Annotated in this window: 14 protein-coding genes; 5 read left to right on the top strand and 9 right to left on the bottom strand. The window is 43.0% G+C overall.

The features are described from left to right. Positions 1 to 51: 51 nt before the first annotated feature. From AC1MCB_RS05735 to AC1MCB_RS05700, 8 genes are all read right to left on the bottom strand, one after another. Positions 52 to 540: a pyridoxamine 5'-phosphate oxidase family protein gene (locus AC1MCB_RS05735; protein ID WP_479967783.1), complete on the bottom strand. Its 489-nt coding sequence runs from the start codon at positions 538 to 540 to the stop codon at positions 52 to 54. Between the two features lie 51 nt (positions 541 to 591). After that, the gene (locus AC1MCB_RS05730) at positions 592 to 1,194 is read right to left on the bottom strand and encodes a DNA-3-methyladenine glycosylase (protein ID WP_479967782.1); all 603 of its coding nucleotides are present in this window, start codon (positions 1,192 to 1,194) and stop codon (positions 592 to 594) included. Positions 1,195 to 1,236: 42 nt separating this feature from the next. Beyond that, a complete protein-coding gene (locus AC1MCB_RS05725; RefSeq protein WP_479967781.1) occupies positions 1,237 to 1,710 on the bottom strand; it encodes a GAF domain-containing protein in 474 nt (157 codons plus the stop codon). Between the two features lie 148 nt (positions 1,711 to 1,858). Beyond that, entirely contained in the window at positions 1,859 to 2,668 is an 810-nt protein-coding gene (locus AC1MCB_RS05720) for a phosphatase PAP2 family protein (protein ID WP_479967780.1), read from the bottom strand. Positions 2,669 to 2,766: 98 nt separating this feature from the next. After that, the gene (locus AC1MCB_RS05715; protein ID WP_479967779.1) at positions 2,767 to 3,282 is read right to left on the bottom strand and encodes a YdeI/OmpD-associated family protein; all 516 of its coding nucleotides are present in this window, start codon (positions 3,280 to 3,282) and stop codon (positions 2,767 to 2,769) included. A gap of 43 nt (positions 3,283 to 3,325) precedes the next feature. Beyond that, complete coding sequence (locus AC1MCB_RS05710) at positions 3,326 to 3,727, bottom strand: rhodanese-like domain-containing protein (RefSeq protein ID WP_479967778.1); 402 nt, start codon at positions 3,725 to 3,727, stop codon at positions 3,326 to 3,328. 80 nt (positions 3,728 to 3,807) lie between these two features. After that, entirely contained in the window at positions 3,808 to 4,704 is an 897-nt protein-coding gene (locus AC1MCB_RS05705; protein ID WP_479967777.1) for a TIGR02757 family protein, read from the bottom strand. 499 nt (positions 4,705 to 5,203) lie between these two features. Further along, positions 5,204 to 6,343: a cystathionine gamma-synthase gene (locus AC1MCB_RS05700; RefSeq protein ID WP_479967776.1), complete on the bottom strand. Its 1,140-nt coding sequence runs from the start codon at positions 6,341 to 6,343 to the stop codon at positions 5,204 to 5,206. 264 nt (positions 6,344 to 6,607) lie between these two features. Here AC1MCB_RS05700 and AC1MCB_RS05695 point away from each other — a divergent pair, with 264 nt between their 5' ends. Genes AC1MCB_RS05695 through egtD form a run of 5 tightly spaced genes read left to right on the top strand, consistent with a single transcriptional unit; the run spans position 6,608 to position 12,702 of the window. Next, positions 6,608 to 7,996: a mercuric reductase gene (locus AC1MCB_RS05695; RefSeq protein WP_479967775.1), complete on the top strand. Its 1,389-nt coding sequence runs from the start codon at positions 6,608 to 6,610 to the stop codon at positions 7,994 to 7,996. Continuing rightward, the gene (locus AC1MCB_RS05690; protein ID WP_479967774.1) at positions 7,993 to 8,958 is read left to right on the top strand and encodes an ABC transporter ATP-binding protein; all 966 of its coding nucleotides are present in this window, start codon (positions 7,993 to 7,995) and stop codon (positions 8,956 to 8,958) included. The genes AC1MCB_RS05695 and AC1MCB_RS05690 overlap by 4 nt, the downstream gene beginning before the upstream one ends. After that, positions 8,951 to 10,513, top strand: a complete 1,563-nt coding sequence (locus AC1MCB_RS05685; protein ID WP_479967773.1) for an ABC transporter permease/substrate-binding protein — start codon at positions 8,951 to 8,953, stop codon at positions 10,511 to 10,513. Before AC1MCB_RS05690 ends, AC1MCB_RS05685 begins: the two co-directional genes overlap by 8 nt. A 2-nt stretch (positions 10,514 to 10,515) precedes the next feature. Beyond that, on the top strand, positions 10,516 to 11,709 hold the full coding sequence (gene egtB, locus AC1MCB_RS05680) for an ergothioneine biosynthesis protein EgtB (protein WP_479967772.1): 1,194 nt from the start codon (positions 10,516 to 10,518) through the stop codon (positions 11,707 to 11,709). A gap of 3 nt (positions 11,710 to 11,712) precedes the next feature. Beyond that, complete coding sequence (gene egtD, locus AC1MCB_RS05675; protein WP_479967771.1) at positions 11,713 to 12,702, top strand: L-histidine N(alpha)-methyltransferase; 990 nt, start codon at positions 11,713 to 11,715, stop codon at positions 12,700 to 12,702. 43 nt (positions 12,703 to 12,745) lie between these two features. Here the strand turns inward: egtD and AC1MCB_RS05670 are convergent, their stop codons facing one another. Continuing rightward, positions 12,746 to 13,939, bottom strand: coding sequence for a glycoside hydrolase family 130 protein (locus tag AC1MCB_RS05670; protein WP_479967770.1), 1,194 nt, complete (start codon positions 13,937 to 13,939; stop codon positions 12,746 to 12,748). Positions 13,940 to 13,981: the final 42 nt, after the last annotated feature.

The raw sequence follows: 13,981 nt of genomic DNA, 5'->3' as shown, positions 1-13,981 counted from the left end.
TACAAAAAAGCCGGTTAAATAACCGGCTTCTTAAAATTGCGGGAATGACGTTTAATATTCAATCCGGCCATGCTCACCTTTCTGATATTTGTGACCAGTTAAAATGGCTTTCGCCATTTGATACAAGATAACCATTTTATTCGAACTGCTGTCCCAATACTCAGCCTGGTGCGGGGTTACCTTTAGAAGAGCTAACTCCGGATCATCAAGTCCTTTAGGAAACCAGGCTTTTATAGCCGGATTGTAAAGCTCCTTCATCTTTGACCAGTCATTAACGATTCTCGCATCACCACTGATACTGATATAGCTGTTTTTTGATGGCAGTGAATAAGAAAGGCAAATCTGATGGTTTTCCGTTAACTCATCAGCTTTACCGGAATACTCGTTTGTGAAAAACCAAATATTTCCTTCATCATCAAACTCCGCCGTCGACATCGGGCGACTTCTTAAATGATCTTTCTGACTGGTACATAGCATCGCTATCTTCACCCCGTCAACCAGCTCCTTTAATTTCATTAAATTCTCCTGATTGTTTTCCATGGTTAGGGTATTTGTAATCAGAACATTTATAAGAAGGCTAAGTTTTAGAAATCAAATGTGGGGCTTGCTGACATTGCGATTGCCCCGGACATAAAACCGCCAGGGAATGGTTTTATATGGACCGTCAAAATTCATCCCTACCCGGGCAGAAGCAATAATTCCATCATTATTTAATTCTTCGCTTCTATCCTCAATCCATATGGTATCATTCTGTAGATTAACACCATTATGCGCTTTCACCAAACCTAATGCTTTAGCTAAAGCGCCGGGCCCCCGGCATAAGCGGGAATCCTCCGTAAAGAGATCACGCCGCTGACGCATGACGTCAACACCCACGCGCGGTTCTACGGCACGAATAAGCACCGCGTGCGAAACGCTATCCGTACCAGTTACTATATTCAGCATATCATGTATGCCATAACAGATATACATATAAACGACACCTCCTGCGCTGAACATCATTTCGTTTCGCGGTGTTCGCCGGTGATTATAGGCATGTGACCCCCGGTCTTCCGGTCCCTGGTAAGCTTCAGTCTCAACAATAACGCCACCGGTTATTACACCTTCGATATTGGTGTAAAGGTGCTTTCCAATCAACTCGCGGGCGATCAATACAGCGTCATCACGCTGGTAAAAACTTAAAGGAAGCTTCATTCGTAGAATTAAGAATTATGAAATAGGAATCCAATTCTCTGGTCAGAATTGGATGAGGCCAGTTATCTCTGTGAGGTACTTTTCATCAACCGAATCGAACTGATCCAGCTCATCGCTGTCAACGTCAAGAACAGCAACTACTTCACCTTGCCGTATTATCGGTATCACGATCTCAGACTTTGAAGCAGAACTGCAGGCAATGTGTCCGGGAAAAACGTCAACATCAGGCACAATTAAAGCTTCTTTCTGTTGCCAGGCAGCGCCGCAGACACCTTTGCCAAGTGCAATACGTGTACAGGCAACCGGGCCCTGGAAAGGACCTAATACCAGTTCGCTACTTTTGACGAGATAAAATCCCACCCAAAAGAATTTAAACTGCTCTTTTAATGCAGCCGAAACATTTGCCAGGTTAGCTATCAGATCGCTCTCCCCTTCTAAAAGAGCTTCAATTTGCGGTATTATCGATTGATATTGCGGTTCCTTACCTGCGGAAATAATCTTTAAGTCTTCAGCCATATTTACAAAAGTAATATCATCCGGCAAATTGACGAACAGTCGTCTGCTTTCTTACATCCTGCAGACGCATCGTCCCAAACAATTAGATCTCATTCACCTGAAACAAAATCGAAAACAAGTGCGAGAATCTGTTAAACCGTTCAAAAACTTACTTTATTGTATAAGTCAGGCTGGCTCCCTGTACTCCATTCCCACCAAATGGAGCAACTGATAACCCTGTCGTATTGCTTTTCTTGTGAAGCTGCGGAACTAGTACGCCTACGGCTGCACCGATTCCATAGCCCAGTAAATTATCACTTAAGAAATGCTGACCGCCACGTAGTCTCATATAACCAACAGCCGCCGGAACAACGGCAGCGGCTGCCCAGACATATGGCTTCGCTTTTGAATCGGGATTAAAATCACTAAATACTTTTGCAGCAAAGAAAGTTGCTGTAGCAGTAGCAGCCGTATGACCTGCAAAGAAAGCACGTTGTGCATCACTGTCTGTCCGATCGCCAATTGGCAGTGAGGTATTGTAGACAAACGGGCGGCTTCTTTGAACAGATCCCGCAGTGATCGAAAACAAAGCACCTGTTATAGACATGGATTCAATAAATAAAGTCATAACCTGCCCGGCGTGATTACGTTCGTTCTTGTTGAGAAGCATCAGCACGGGAACTGCAGCAAAAGATCCGTAAAACGGGATATAACTGTCTTTATCAGCTTGGTCACTGAAATCACCTGCAGAAAAACGGTCCATAAAAAATACATCGTCCTTTGACAAAGCATTAACTTCAGCTTCAGTCAGGTCCTTTTTATCTTTTATCAGGCTCAGGCCAAGAGCGCTAAGTCCTACTCCACCTGCTATCGCCAGTCCATCAGCTTTCCAGCTGGTTTTGTAGGGCGACTCTGTTTGCGCAAAAACATTACATGCCGTAACAAGGAATGCTATAAGTAAGGTAATTTTTGATTTCATATAATTATGTTTAATGTTAGTTAAATTAATCTAACGGAGCATAACAAATGCTTTGCCATCTTATTTGCAAATCAGAAACACAATTTAAATAATTTGTTTTATGAGGATCTCTTTTGTTTATCTTCCCGAAGCATCTGCCCGAAATCAAGACTTCTATCCATTGCACTAACGATCATTGCTATTCGCTTTGCACGGGTGGGCTCTGTTTTCGCTGAATTAATCCAGTTGAGAAAGTAGTTCTGATGAGATTTAGGTTGCTTCAGGAAATTCTCAATAAAGTGTGGCTGCTCATTCAGACATTCCTCCAGATCATCGGGTATAAGAATTTTGAAATTTTTATCTTCCTCCAGGCTGACCTTCAGTACGGCACCTTCTTTTTTACGAAGCTTGCGACGAAGCTCAGCTTTTAAAGGAATGATGTAGTCACCCTCGCCCATTGGAACCACGGCAATCCCCTCGAACGGTAGAGTGTCGAAGAAACCTTTAACCCGGTAACTACTTCTGCAGTCAGGTTTTACTTGGATAGCCAGTTTTTCCGGGATATATATGTATGTCCAGCCCGACTTCTCACCTTTATCTTTAAATTTTTCAATCAGAACTTGAAAGGAGATCATAGAGCGAGATTGGAGATATCAAATTTGAGACTTTAGACAAAGCTCAATCTTTGGGAGATGAAGCATTTACCTTGTAAGCATTATAAGCCGGATAGCCTGCGGTAAGTTCATAAAGTCGCTTAAATCCCATGCTTTTCATCATTTCAATGGCCTTTGCTGAGCGTTTTCCTGAGCGACAATAAACCAGGTAGGGTTTAGTCTTATCTAATTTTGACAGTTGCTGTTCAAAGTCGGCACTGTTAAAGTTGTAATTAATTGCCCCGGGAATAAAGCCCTCAGCAACCTCTTCCGGCGTGCGGACATCCAGAACAATTACTTTTTTCTTTGCGATGATCTTATCCGCTTTCTCAACAGGGACAGCTTTGTACTTAGTTTTTGGTTGCTGGGCAAAGGAAGTAGTTCCTGCCAAAACAAAGAAAGCAAGGATGAGTACAAGTGGTTTCATAGTATCAGTATGATCTAAAGTAATTGCAAATTACAAAATCCAACATTGACAAATTGAAAATTGGCAAATTATCACATTGTTTAAAACTTCTCTTCTACTCCTAAACCAAACAGCGCAAAATCATATTTCACCGGATCTTCGGCATCAAATTCACGCAAGCGCTGAGTTAATTCCACTGCGGTTTGCCAATCGGTTTGCTTACGCGAAATCAGGTTAAGCTTGCGGGCAACCCGCTCTACGTGTACATCACACGGGCAGATGAGGCTTGCCGGTGAAATCCTTTCCCAGATTCCAAAATCAACACCTTTATCGTCCTGCCGAACCATCCAGCGCAGAAACATATTTAGACGCTTACATGTAGACTTTTGCATTGGAGAAGAGATGTGCTTCACAGTTCTTGTTGGAGCATCTGGCAGGCTGAAAAAATATGTCCTGAAGTGATTTAAGGAGAACTCGATATCCACTGGTCCAACCTGAAGTTCCGATGCGTAGCAGGCAGCCGAAGCTTGCGTATCCGGCGAACGTGCACTGGTCTTATCTAAAAATTCTTTTCGGTATACCTCTGGCCTTTTCAATCCCGTTACTGACGGTAAAAAAGCGTCCTCCAGGGAATCAAATTCATTGTAATGATGCTCAAGGAAGCTGACAAAGTATAAAAGATCCGTATCATTAAACGTGCGGTGTTTAAACTCCAGCAAGTTCTGAAGATCCGAATCCTGGTGGTTGATGATAAAATCGTAGGGCGCGCCGTCCATACGGTCGATCAGTTCTATGCATTTATTAATTATAGTTTTACGTTGTCCCCACGCCAGAATAGAAGCAAAGAAACCCATGATCTCGATATCCTGCATCAGCGAAAACTGGTGCGGAATAACGATCGGATCATTCTTTATAAATTCAGGCCGGTTATATTGTTCTACCTTGGAGTCAAGGAAAGCTTTGAGGTTTGAGAAATCGGATGAAAGATGAGATGTCATGATCAAGTGGAAAGAACAAGTACCAAAATTAGACTTTTTGTTATTACATCCAGGTTGTGTTGATCGAATTGTGAGCATTAAAACACGAAGCGTACCGATAGAACGCCGGGCTGATGTATCTGGCTTTATTATACCAACAATATGTTCCTACGGAACAAGTACAATGCTCTTGTCCTACAATATACCCGATTTTGTAAAAGGGAGTAAATGACGAAACGAATCGATAGAATTCTGTCTTCAAAATCTAGGTAATTTGATTTTATTTACCTGGCTACTTTCAATACAAATTAATACGAATGCTTGTTCCGCAGGAACATCTTGTCGGTAGAAAATAGAATTTTAGTAGGTATATCGTTCCTTCGGACGTCTTGTGTGAACGTTTAAAATATCACGCGATCTGATTGGGAAGGAGCGAATTACTATACACCGTATGACAAAAACAAGGAACAAAACCAAAATTTATCCGGGTCTTTGTTCCCTGTTCTTTGTTCCTTAATCTCTAAGAAAGTGCCTGTTCTATATCTTCCAGCAAATCTTCAATATCCTCCACTCCTACGCTTAAACGCAGCAAACTATCAATAACCCCCACTTTCTCACGTTCTTCCTTTGGAATAGAACCATGGGTCATAGTTGTTGGATGGTTAACCAATGACTCAACCCCACCTAATGATTCTGCCAGAGAAAATACCTTAAATGATGATGCAACACGGAATGTTTCCTGAAGGTCCGCTCCTTTGATTGTGAAGGAGATCATTCCTCCGAAATCACGCATCTGCTTTTTAGCAATCTCATAATTAGGGTGATCAGTAAAACCTGGCCAGTAAATTTTATCCACTTTAGGATGAGTCTTTAAGAATTCCGCTATTTGACGGCCGTTCTCGCAATGCGCTTTCATCCGCAAATGAAGGGTCTTTAATCCTCGTAACACCAGGAAACAGTCCTGAGGGCCGGGCGTAGCGCCGCAGGCATTATAAATAAACCATAATCGTTTGTACAGATCTTCATCGTTCAGCATCAAGGCTCCCATGACCACATCCGAATGGCCACCAAGGTATTTGGTCACCGAATGCATCACGATATCAGCACCCAGATCAATAGGATTCTGCAAATACGGAGAAGCAAAAGTATTATCCACCGCCAGCAAAATGTTATTTGACTTTGCGATTTGCGCTACTGCCGCGATATCCACAATTTGCATCGTCGGATTGGTTGGCGTCTCTATCCAGATCAGCTTCGTGTTATCGTTAATATAGTTATTAACGCTGTTTGCATCAGTTAAATCAATAAAATGAAACTTGATACCATACTGCGCATAGATCTTAGTGAACATACGATACGAGCCACCATACAGATCATTACCGGTAATTACCTCGTCACCTGGCATCAGCAATTTCATTACTGCATCTGTAGCTCCCATACCACTTGAAAATGCTAATCCGTATCTGGCGTTTTCTAAGGCTGCCAGACAATCTTCCAATGCTTTACGGGTAGGATTAGTACCCCGCGAATATTCATAGCCTTTATTGTCGCCGGGCGACTTTTGCCAATAGGTTGAAGTTTGATATATTGGAGTCATTACCGCTCCGGTAGTTGGATCAGGGTGCTGACCGGCATGTATCGCTTTGGTTCCGAATTTCATGTTTTAAGTTTTGGTGCCTAAATTACAGGTTATGTTATTGGCAAAAGAAATATAACCGTAAAATTCTTCTTTAAGGAGAATTAACGGCTTGATTTTTTTCGTAAAATTGTTAAACCATTAACTTTCAGTATCAGACGATTATGGAACAACATAACCTCAACATCAGCGTCTTTTTGATTCTTAGGGATTAGACTCATGTCATGACGATAATCTCGAAGCCCAACTTAAAACATTATCGAAGCTTTTAATAAACCTAAATAGCCTATGAGAACATATGACGCAATTATCATTGGATCAGGGCAGGCAGGTACCCCGCTGGCTAAAAAGCTTGCTAATGCAGGATACAAAACAGCGTTGATTGAGAGACAGCACATTGGCGGCACCTGCATCAACACCGGCTGCACACCTACAAAAACCATGATCGCCTCAGCCCGGTTAGCCTACCTGGCACAAAATAGCCGTCCTCTCGGAGTTAAAATTCCAAATGTTTCTGTTGATCTTAAAAAGGTAATTTCCAGAAAGGACCAAGTTGTCCAACACTTCAGAGAGGGATCTATAAAGAACCTCGAAAAGGTCCCAGGATTAGATATTTATTATGGCGAAGCATTTTTCACCGGCGAGAAAACGATCACAATACTATCAGCAAATAAAAAAAATCTTCATCTCAGGGCCGAAAATATCTACATAAATGCTGGGGGCAGAACTACTATTCCTCACATCAAAGGCATTGAAAAAGTAGATTATCTTACATCAACTACGATATTGAACATCAATGAAATACCTAAGCATTTAATGATTATTGGCGGCAGTTATATTGCGCTGGAATTCGGTCAGATGTTCAGCCGGTTCGGCAGCAAGGTAACCATCGTAGAAGCGTTTCCAGAGTTCCTTTCAAGGGAAGATGAAGATGTTTCAACAGAACTTAGAAATATTCTTGAAGATGAGGGAATAACTATTCTGACCGGAGCAGAAGCAAGGAGCTTAACAAAGAACTCGAACAACAGTATCACTGCTGTACTTAATATAAGTGGCCAGCGTAAATCTCTTACCTGTTCCCACGTATTGATAGCTGCTGGCCGGACTCCGGATACAGGCCCATTAAATCTCGAACTCACAGGGGTAAGCACAGATGAAAAAGGGTATATAAAAGTCAATAACAACCTTGAAACAAATGTCAAGGGTATCTTTGCTTTGGGTGATATAAAAGGTGGGCCTGCTTTTACTCATATCTCTTATAATGACCATTTGGTTATCATTAAAAACTTACTTGAAAAGAAAACAAAAGGTATCAAAAACCGGATGGTGCCCTATTGTATGTTTACCGATCCGCAGCTTGGCCGCATTGGCATAACAGAGAAAGAAGCAAAAGCAGCCGGCATTAAATATCTGGTGGCGTTGATCAGAATGGAAAAGGTAGCCCGCGCGATAGAGACTGGTGACACAAGAGGCCTGATTAAAGCGATCGTTGACAAGAAAACAAAGCAGATACTGGGCGCGGCAGTAATCGGAACGGAAGGCGGAGAGGTGATGACTGTATTGCAGATGGCTATGATGGGAAAAGTCACCTATCAGCAAATTCGCGATGGAATTTTTGCTCATCCCACTTATGCAGAATCATTGAATAATTTGTTCATGACACTTGATAAAAAATGATCAATGTTCAAAATGTCAGCAAGTTATATCATTCAGTTAAAGCTGTTGATAATATAAGCTTTCGTGTTGAAAAGGGCGAAACCCTCATACTGCTAGGGCCAAGTGGCTGCGGAAAAACCACTACCCTTAGAATGTTAAACCGGTTAATTGATCCGTCTCAGGGTTCAATTGAGCTGGACGGTAAAAACATCTCAAATGAACAGCCTGAAAAATTAAGGCGGGGAATCGGGTATGTACTGCAGCATAACGGACTATTTCCGCATTACACCGTTGCCGAAAATGTTGCTATTGTTCCCAAACTCCTTGGATGGAACAAGCAGAAGATAGAAGAAAGATCCGCTGGACTTCTGGAGAAGCTCCACCTGCCGGTGGTCAAATATTTACATTCATTTCCAGCTCAGTTAAGCGGCGGGCAGCAACAAAGAGTTGGACTTGCCCGGGCGTTAATGGCCGACCCTCCGGTACTTTTGATGGATGAGCCGCTTGGCGCATTAGACCCGGTTACCAGGGCAACTATACGTAAAGAATTTAATCAGCTCGATGAGCTAAAGAACAAGACCATAGTGATGGTAACTCATGATATTATGGAAGCCGTTGAACTCGGTGATCGCATTTGCCTGATGAATAAAGGAGCCATTGAACAGATCGGGACCCCTTATGAGCTATTGTTTGAACCACAAAACGACTTTGTTAAAGAATTCTTCAACGATCAGCGCTTGCAACTGGAATTAAAAACCTTATCCATATTGACCATATGGGATTACATCCCTCAGCAGAATGATACCAGGACACATATTGTTTTGGATCATCACACGGGCGTTTGGGAGGCCCTTGTTGCCTTGCTAAAGTCAGAAAGCAATCGCATTCGTATTAACAACAATTTGACTGGTGAATACAAAACCTGTGGATATAAAGAGCTCATGACCGCATACAGTGAATTTAAGATAAAGGCGTATGAATGAGCAAAGCTTATGGACTTTCATGTTGGAGCAAAAGGAAAAACTTCTTGAACAGACGCTCACGCATATTGGTCTGACTTTAATTTCGCTGCTGATCGCCGTGCTGATAGGTGTTCCATTGGGGATTTTCATTTCACGTAAAGTTAAGTACGCCGGAACGGTTCTTGGCCTGGCGGGTATCCTGCAAACAATTCCCGGTATCGCCCTGCTTGGGGTAATGATCCCTCTCCTGGGCATCGGACCTAAACCGGCAATTGTTGCTCTGTTTTTATATGCACTACTTCCCATTATCAGGAATACCTATACGGGAATAAGAGAGGTAGACGCTGCAATAATTGATGCCGCAAAAGGAATGGGAATGAGCAATTTACAAATTCTACGTAAAGTTGAGATTCCGTTGGCCATGCCGGTCCTTCTGGCTGGCATTCGCACCGCAACCGTCATCAATGTGGGAGTTGCGACGCTGGCCGCTTATATAGCAGCGGGCGGTTTGGGCGAGTTTATTTTTGGTGGAATTGCACTTAATAATTCAAATATGATCCTTGCAGGTGCCATCCCCGCTGCCCTGCTAGCCATCCTGTTCGACTACTCGTTATCGCTTCTACAAAAACTGAATTTACGTAACTTAAGGGCCGCAACTCTAACCCTGGCAGGCCTGCTGGTTATTTCCTCCGGAATTTATCTTATTCCTGCAATCAAGGCAGATATTCTCCTCGCGGGATTTACACCTGAGTTTATGGGAAGGCAGGACGGTTACCTGGGATTGAAGGAAAAATACAAGTTAAATATCCGCACAGTGGTAATCAGTGATGCTGTGATGTACAAGGCAGCCTACGAAAAAGATTTGGATGTGATCAGTGGTTATTCTACAGACGGCCGTCTCAAAGCTTTCGACCTGATGGTACTTAATGACGATAAAGGCATCTTCCCCCCTTACTTTGCTGCCCCTATAGTTAAAACTGATGTCTTGAACAGATTTCCTGAACTGGAACCAGCACTAGATCAACTCGCCGGCAAAATCAATGATTCTATTATGACTGATCTGAATTACCGTGTTGATTATCTGAAGCAAAGTCCCGCTAAAGTAGCCCGCGATTTTTTAAACCAAACAGGTTTGTATAAGCTGCCCCGGTCAGGGAAAGGCGGAGCGATCAGAATTGGCTCCAAAATATTTGGCGAGCAGTACATCCTGGCCAATATATACAGCATGCTTATCCGCGGAAACACGGATCTGGCGGTTGAAACAAAGACTGGACTTGGCGGCACAAAGATTTGTTTCGATGCACTAACCAATAATCAGATCGACTTATATCCTGAGTATACAGGTACCGGGTTACTGGTCATCCTGCAGAGTCCGCCAGCTACTGTTGCCTCTTTAAAAACCAAAGACCAGGTTTATTCATATGTAAAGAAAGAGTTTTCAGAAAGGTTCGCAATTACCTGGCTAAAGCCCATAGGATTTAATAATGCCTATGCGCTAATGATGCGCAGAAAACAATCGGAGGATTTAGGGGTTAAAAACATTTCCGAACTTACAAACTATTTAAAACGCCAATAGCCATGTTACTGCAACAGTATAAAAATGTCAGGCAACATTCGGTTATGATCTGTTCAGGACTTCAAACCGAAGACTATGTTGTTCAGCCCGTCGTCGATGTGAGTCCACCCAAGTGGCACCTTGGTCATACAACCTGGTTTTTCGAAACATTCATTTTAAAGCCCTTCTCAAAAACTTACAAGGAATTTAGTGCAGATTACAACTATGTTTTTAACAGTTATTACGAAACCGTGGGTGCAAGGGTAATTCGGACTGACCGGGGTAATTTAAGCCGTCCGGGAGTAGAAGAGGTGTATCGATATCGCGAATATGTTGACCTGGCAATTCAAAACTTTCTGTCAGATGAAAAGTTAACAGCCCAGCAATCTGAGTTGATGGTCTTGGGATTAAACCACGAACAGCAGCATCAGGAGCTTCTCTGTACAGACATAAAATACATTTTGGGTCATAACCCTCTGTTCCCGGCGTTTGCTTCGCTCAGGCCAACCCAGCCAGTACTGGCAGGTTCAAATTACGAGGAAGGCGATCATGTCGAGCGAAATCAAATAGCTACACCCGAATTCGTACACATCCCGGAAGGGGTTTATGAAGTTGGTTACGCAGGCAAAGGTTTTTGTTTTGACAATGAATTAAACCGTCATAAAGTATACCTCCAGGACTACCATATCTGCAATAAGTTGGTAACCAATATCGAGTTCCTTGAATTCATGAATAATGGCGGCTATAGGGACTTCAGGCATTGGCATGCCGACGGCTGGGAATGGGTGAATACCAATAAGGTTAAGTCGCCAATGTATTGGCACGAGATCGAGGGCAAATGGTATAATTATACACATGAGGGACTTGTTCCTGTGAAATGGAATGAGTCCCTATGTCATGTCTCATACTACGAAGCGGCGGCCTACGCGGCATGGAAAGGAATGCGTTTGCCTACAGAGTTTGAATGGGAAGTTGCATCAGATTACTTTAATTGGGGACAAAGATGGGAATGGACTGAAAGTGCCTATCTGCCCTATCCCGGCTTTACTAAAGCGCCAGGGGCTATCGGCGAATACAATGGGAAGTTCATGGTAAACCAGATGGTTTTGAGAGGTGCCTCTGAAGTAACCTCCCCTGGGCATAGCCGAAATACCTACCGCAATTTTTTCCAACCTCCTTTACGGTGGCAATTTACAGGAATCAGGCTCGCGAAATAATATATGGACAACCATACTACTCTATTGATGAAAGACACAGCGTCAGAAATTACAGGAAGGGATATCTTTTTAAAAGATGTTCTAAAAGGTCTGAACACATCACCTAAGTTCCTTGAATCTAAATATTTTTATGATGAGGCAGGCGATAAGATATTTCAGCAGATCATGCATTCGCCTGAATATTATCCTACCAATTGTGAGCATGAGATTCTATGTTCGCAAACAGCTGCGATACTGGATCCTATTCTTGAAAAACATCCCAGTTTCGACCTCGTAGAGCTGGGCGCCGGCGACGCGTTAAAGTCGAAGTTCCTGCTTAAATACCTCGCAAATAAACAAGTTGATTTTAATTACATTCCAATTGACATTTCCGGAAGCGTGATCGATAATCTCTCAAGTCATTTGCCATTAGAGATTCCAAACCTGATGATTAACGGGCTGAATGGAGACTATTTCACTATGCTTAAGAAGGCAAATGAACTATCATCAAAGCCAAAACTAGTTTTATTTCTCGGCTCAAACATTGGTAATATGTTCCCGGAAGATGCACTAAATTTTTGTGATAAACTTAAGTTGCATCTTCAGCCAGGCGACCTCCTGTTAATCGGTTTCGACCTTAAAAAGGATCCACAAACCATCCTGAATGCTTATAATGATAGCCAGGGCTTTACCCGGAATTTCAATCTGAATCTTTTAACCCGCATTAACAGGGAGCTGGCCGGCAACTTCGATCTCACAGCCTTTACACACTACCCTACTTACAATCCTCAAACGGGATCGTGCCAGAGTTACCTTGTTAGCCGCAAACAACAAGAAGTTATAATTGATGACCAAAAAATAGAATTTGAGGAGAATGAGTGTATCCACATGGAGATTTCTCAAAAATATACTTCGGAACAAACCGATGCACTTGCGGGTGCTACTGGCTTTTTGCCACTTCACTATTATTACGATTCAAAAAAATGGTTCCTTGACGTTATCTGGCAATGCTGACCAGGAAAATAAGTCTTTACAGCCGTTTTCTTGTTAACGAAACTTACTCCTTGATTCCAGCTTCACTCACCGCTACCGCGATTTTTGAATCAGCGGTGCCATAGTACAGAAACCATTTGTTTTTGAAACGAACCAAACCTTCCAGGAAACATACTTCATTCACCTGACCTTCTATCTCGTATGATCGGTCAGGCTTCATAAAGTACCTGTCCATCCTCTTCATCAGTACTGTTGGATTATCGTTATTGAACAAAGCTTGCGAAGCGGCATAGGTGCCTTCCTTTAAAGTTGAATCGCCAATAGCGGGGATGTTTCTGCTGTTGTAGATTAGGAGAATTCCTTCGGCAGTATGCATAGCCGGTGGTCCGGGTTCAACCAAATCACTGTCAAACTTCCCTCTTCGCGGTGAGAGTACGATTTTGAGCTCCGGATACATTGATTTAGCAGAGTCTACCCGCTGCGTTGATAGGTCATTTTCTGCTCTTTTAACCGGTGTCCAGTTGATCAGGTCCTCAGATGTTGCCATCCAAAGGTGCGTATCTCCCCAGAACATCCAGTATTTGCCATCTATCCTTGTAGCCACAATTCTCCCATCCTTGCGATAATCCGAGACAACCGAACCTGATTTTGACCAGCCATTAACATACCGCTCCCCAGCCGTTGCGAAGGCATGCCCCCGCTTCTGCCAGGTCTGAAGATCTTTAGATGTAGCTATCATCATACGCGCTTTACCACCGTCATAGGCAGTATACGTCATCATATAAGTCCCGCGCTCATCTTCAACCACTCGTGGATCTTCGCATCCACCTTCCCATTCGTAAATCTTTTGCAGATCGTTATCCGGATAAAGCACTGGCTTAGCTTCTTTGCGAAAATGAAGACCATCGCTACTTTCAGCCAGCCCGATCCGGGAAGTGCCCGCATACTTGCCGATCGAATCTTCAGCGCGATATAGCATGTACACCTTTCCGTTCCTGACAACCACGGCAGGATTGAACACGTCTTTCCGCTCCCACAGTACTTCTTTATTCAAAGTGGGATCATTGAACGATAAATTACCGGGTTTCAAAATGGGATTTACATCATCAGCCTTCCCAAACGCCAACAAAGCCCAGTTCTCCGAAATGGTTTTGTTGGTGGAATAGACGGTTGGCTGATTGTTTAAAGCCGCGGTTTTACAGCCGAGGGCTGCGATGGCGATAAGGAGGCCCGCTAAAAAGAGCTTTTGTGACTTCATTTACTACCGGTTTAAAATGAAAATTAAAGGCGGACGCGTATG

The organism is Daejeonella sp. AP26 (assembly GCF_056680515.1).
The sequence above is the reverse complement of the archived record's forward strand: the minus strand, read 5'-3'. Positions and strand labels throughout refer to the sequence as shown.

Coding starts and splice junctions, on each gene's coding strand:
- AC1MCB_RS05720 (WP_479967780.1), bottom strand. CDS start 2,668: ATGAAATCAAAAATTACCTTACTTATAGCATTCCTTGTTACGGCATGT.
- AC1MCB_RS05735 (WP_479967783.1), bottom strand. CDS start 540: ATGGAAAACAATCAGGAGAATTTAATGAAATTAAAGGAGCTGGTTGAC.
- AC1MCB_RS05730 (WP_479967782.1), bottom strand. CDS start 1,194: ATGAAGCTTCCTTTAAGTTTTTACCAGCGTGATGACGCTGTATTGATC.
- AC1MCB_RS05705 (WP_479967777.1), bottom strand. CDS start 4,704: ATGACATCTCATCTTTCATCCGATTTCTCAAACCTCAAAGCTTTCCTT.
- egtD (WP_479967771.1), top strand. CDS start 11,713: ATGGACAACCATACTACTCTATTGATGAAAGACACAGCGTCAGAAATT.
- AC1MCB_RS05670 (WP_479967770.1), bottom strand. CDS start 13,939: ATGAAGTCACAAAAGCTCTTTTTAGCGGGCCTCCTTATCGCCATCGCA.
- AC1MCB_RS05685 (WP_479967773.1), top strand. CDS start 8,951: ATGAATGAGCAAAGCTTATGGACTTTCATGTTGGAGCAAAAGGAAAAA.
- AC1MCB_RS05710 (WP_479967778.1), bottom strand. CDS start 3,727: ATGAAACCACTTGTACTCATCCTTGCTTTCTTTGTTTTGGCAGGAACT.
- AC1MCB_RS05695 (WP_479967775.1), top strand. CDS start 6,608: ATGAGAACATATGACGCAATTATCATTGGATCAGGGCAGGCAGGTACC.
- AC1MCB_RS05715 (WP_479967779.1), bottom strand. CDS start 3,282: ATGATCTCCTTTCAAGTTCTGATTGAAAAATTTAAAGATAAAGGTGAG.
- egtB (WP_479967772.1), top strand. CDS start 10,516: ATGTTACTGCAACAGTATAAAAATGTCAGGCAACATTCGGTTATGATC.
- AC1MCB_RS05700 (WP_479967776.1), bottom strand. CDS start 6,343: ATGAAATTCGGAACCAAAGCGATACATGCCGGTCAGCACCCTGATCCA.
- AC1MCB_RS05725 (WP_479967781.1), bottom strand. CDS start 1,710: ATGGCTGAAGACTTAAAGATTATTTCCGCAGGTAAGGAACCGCAATAT.
- AC1MCB_RS05690 (WP_479967774.1), top strand. CDS start 7,993: ATGATCAATGTTCAAAATGTCAGCAAGTTATATCATTCAGTTAAAGCT.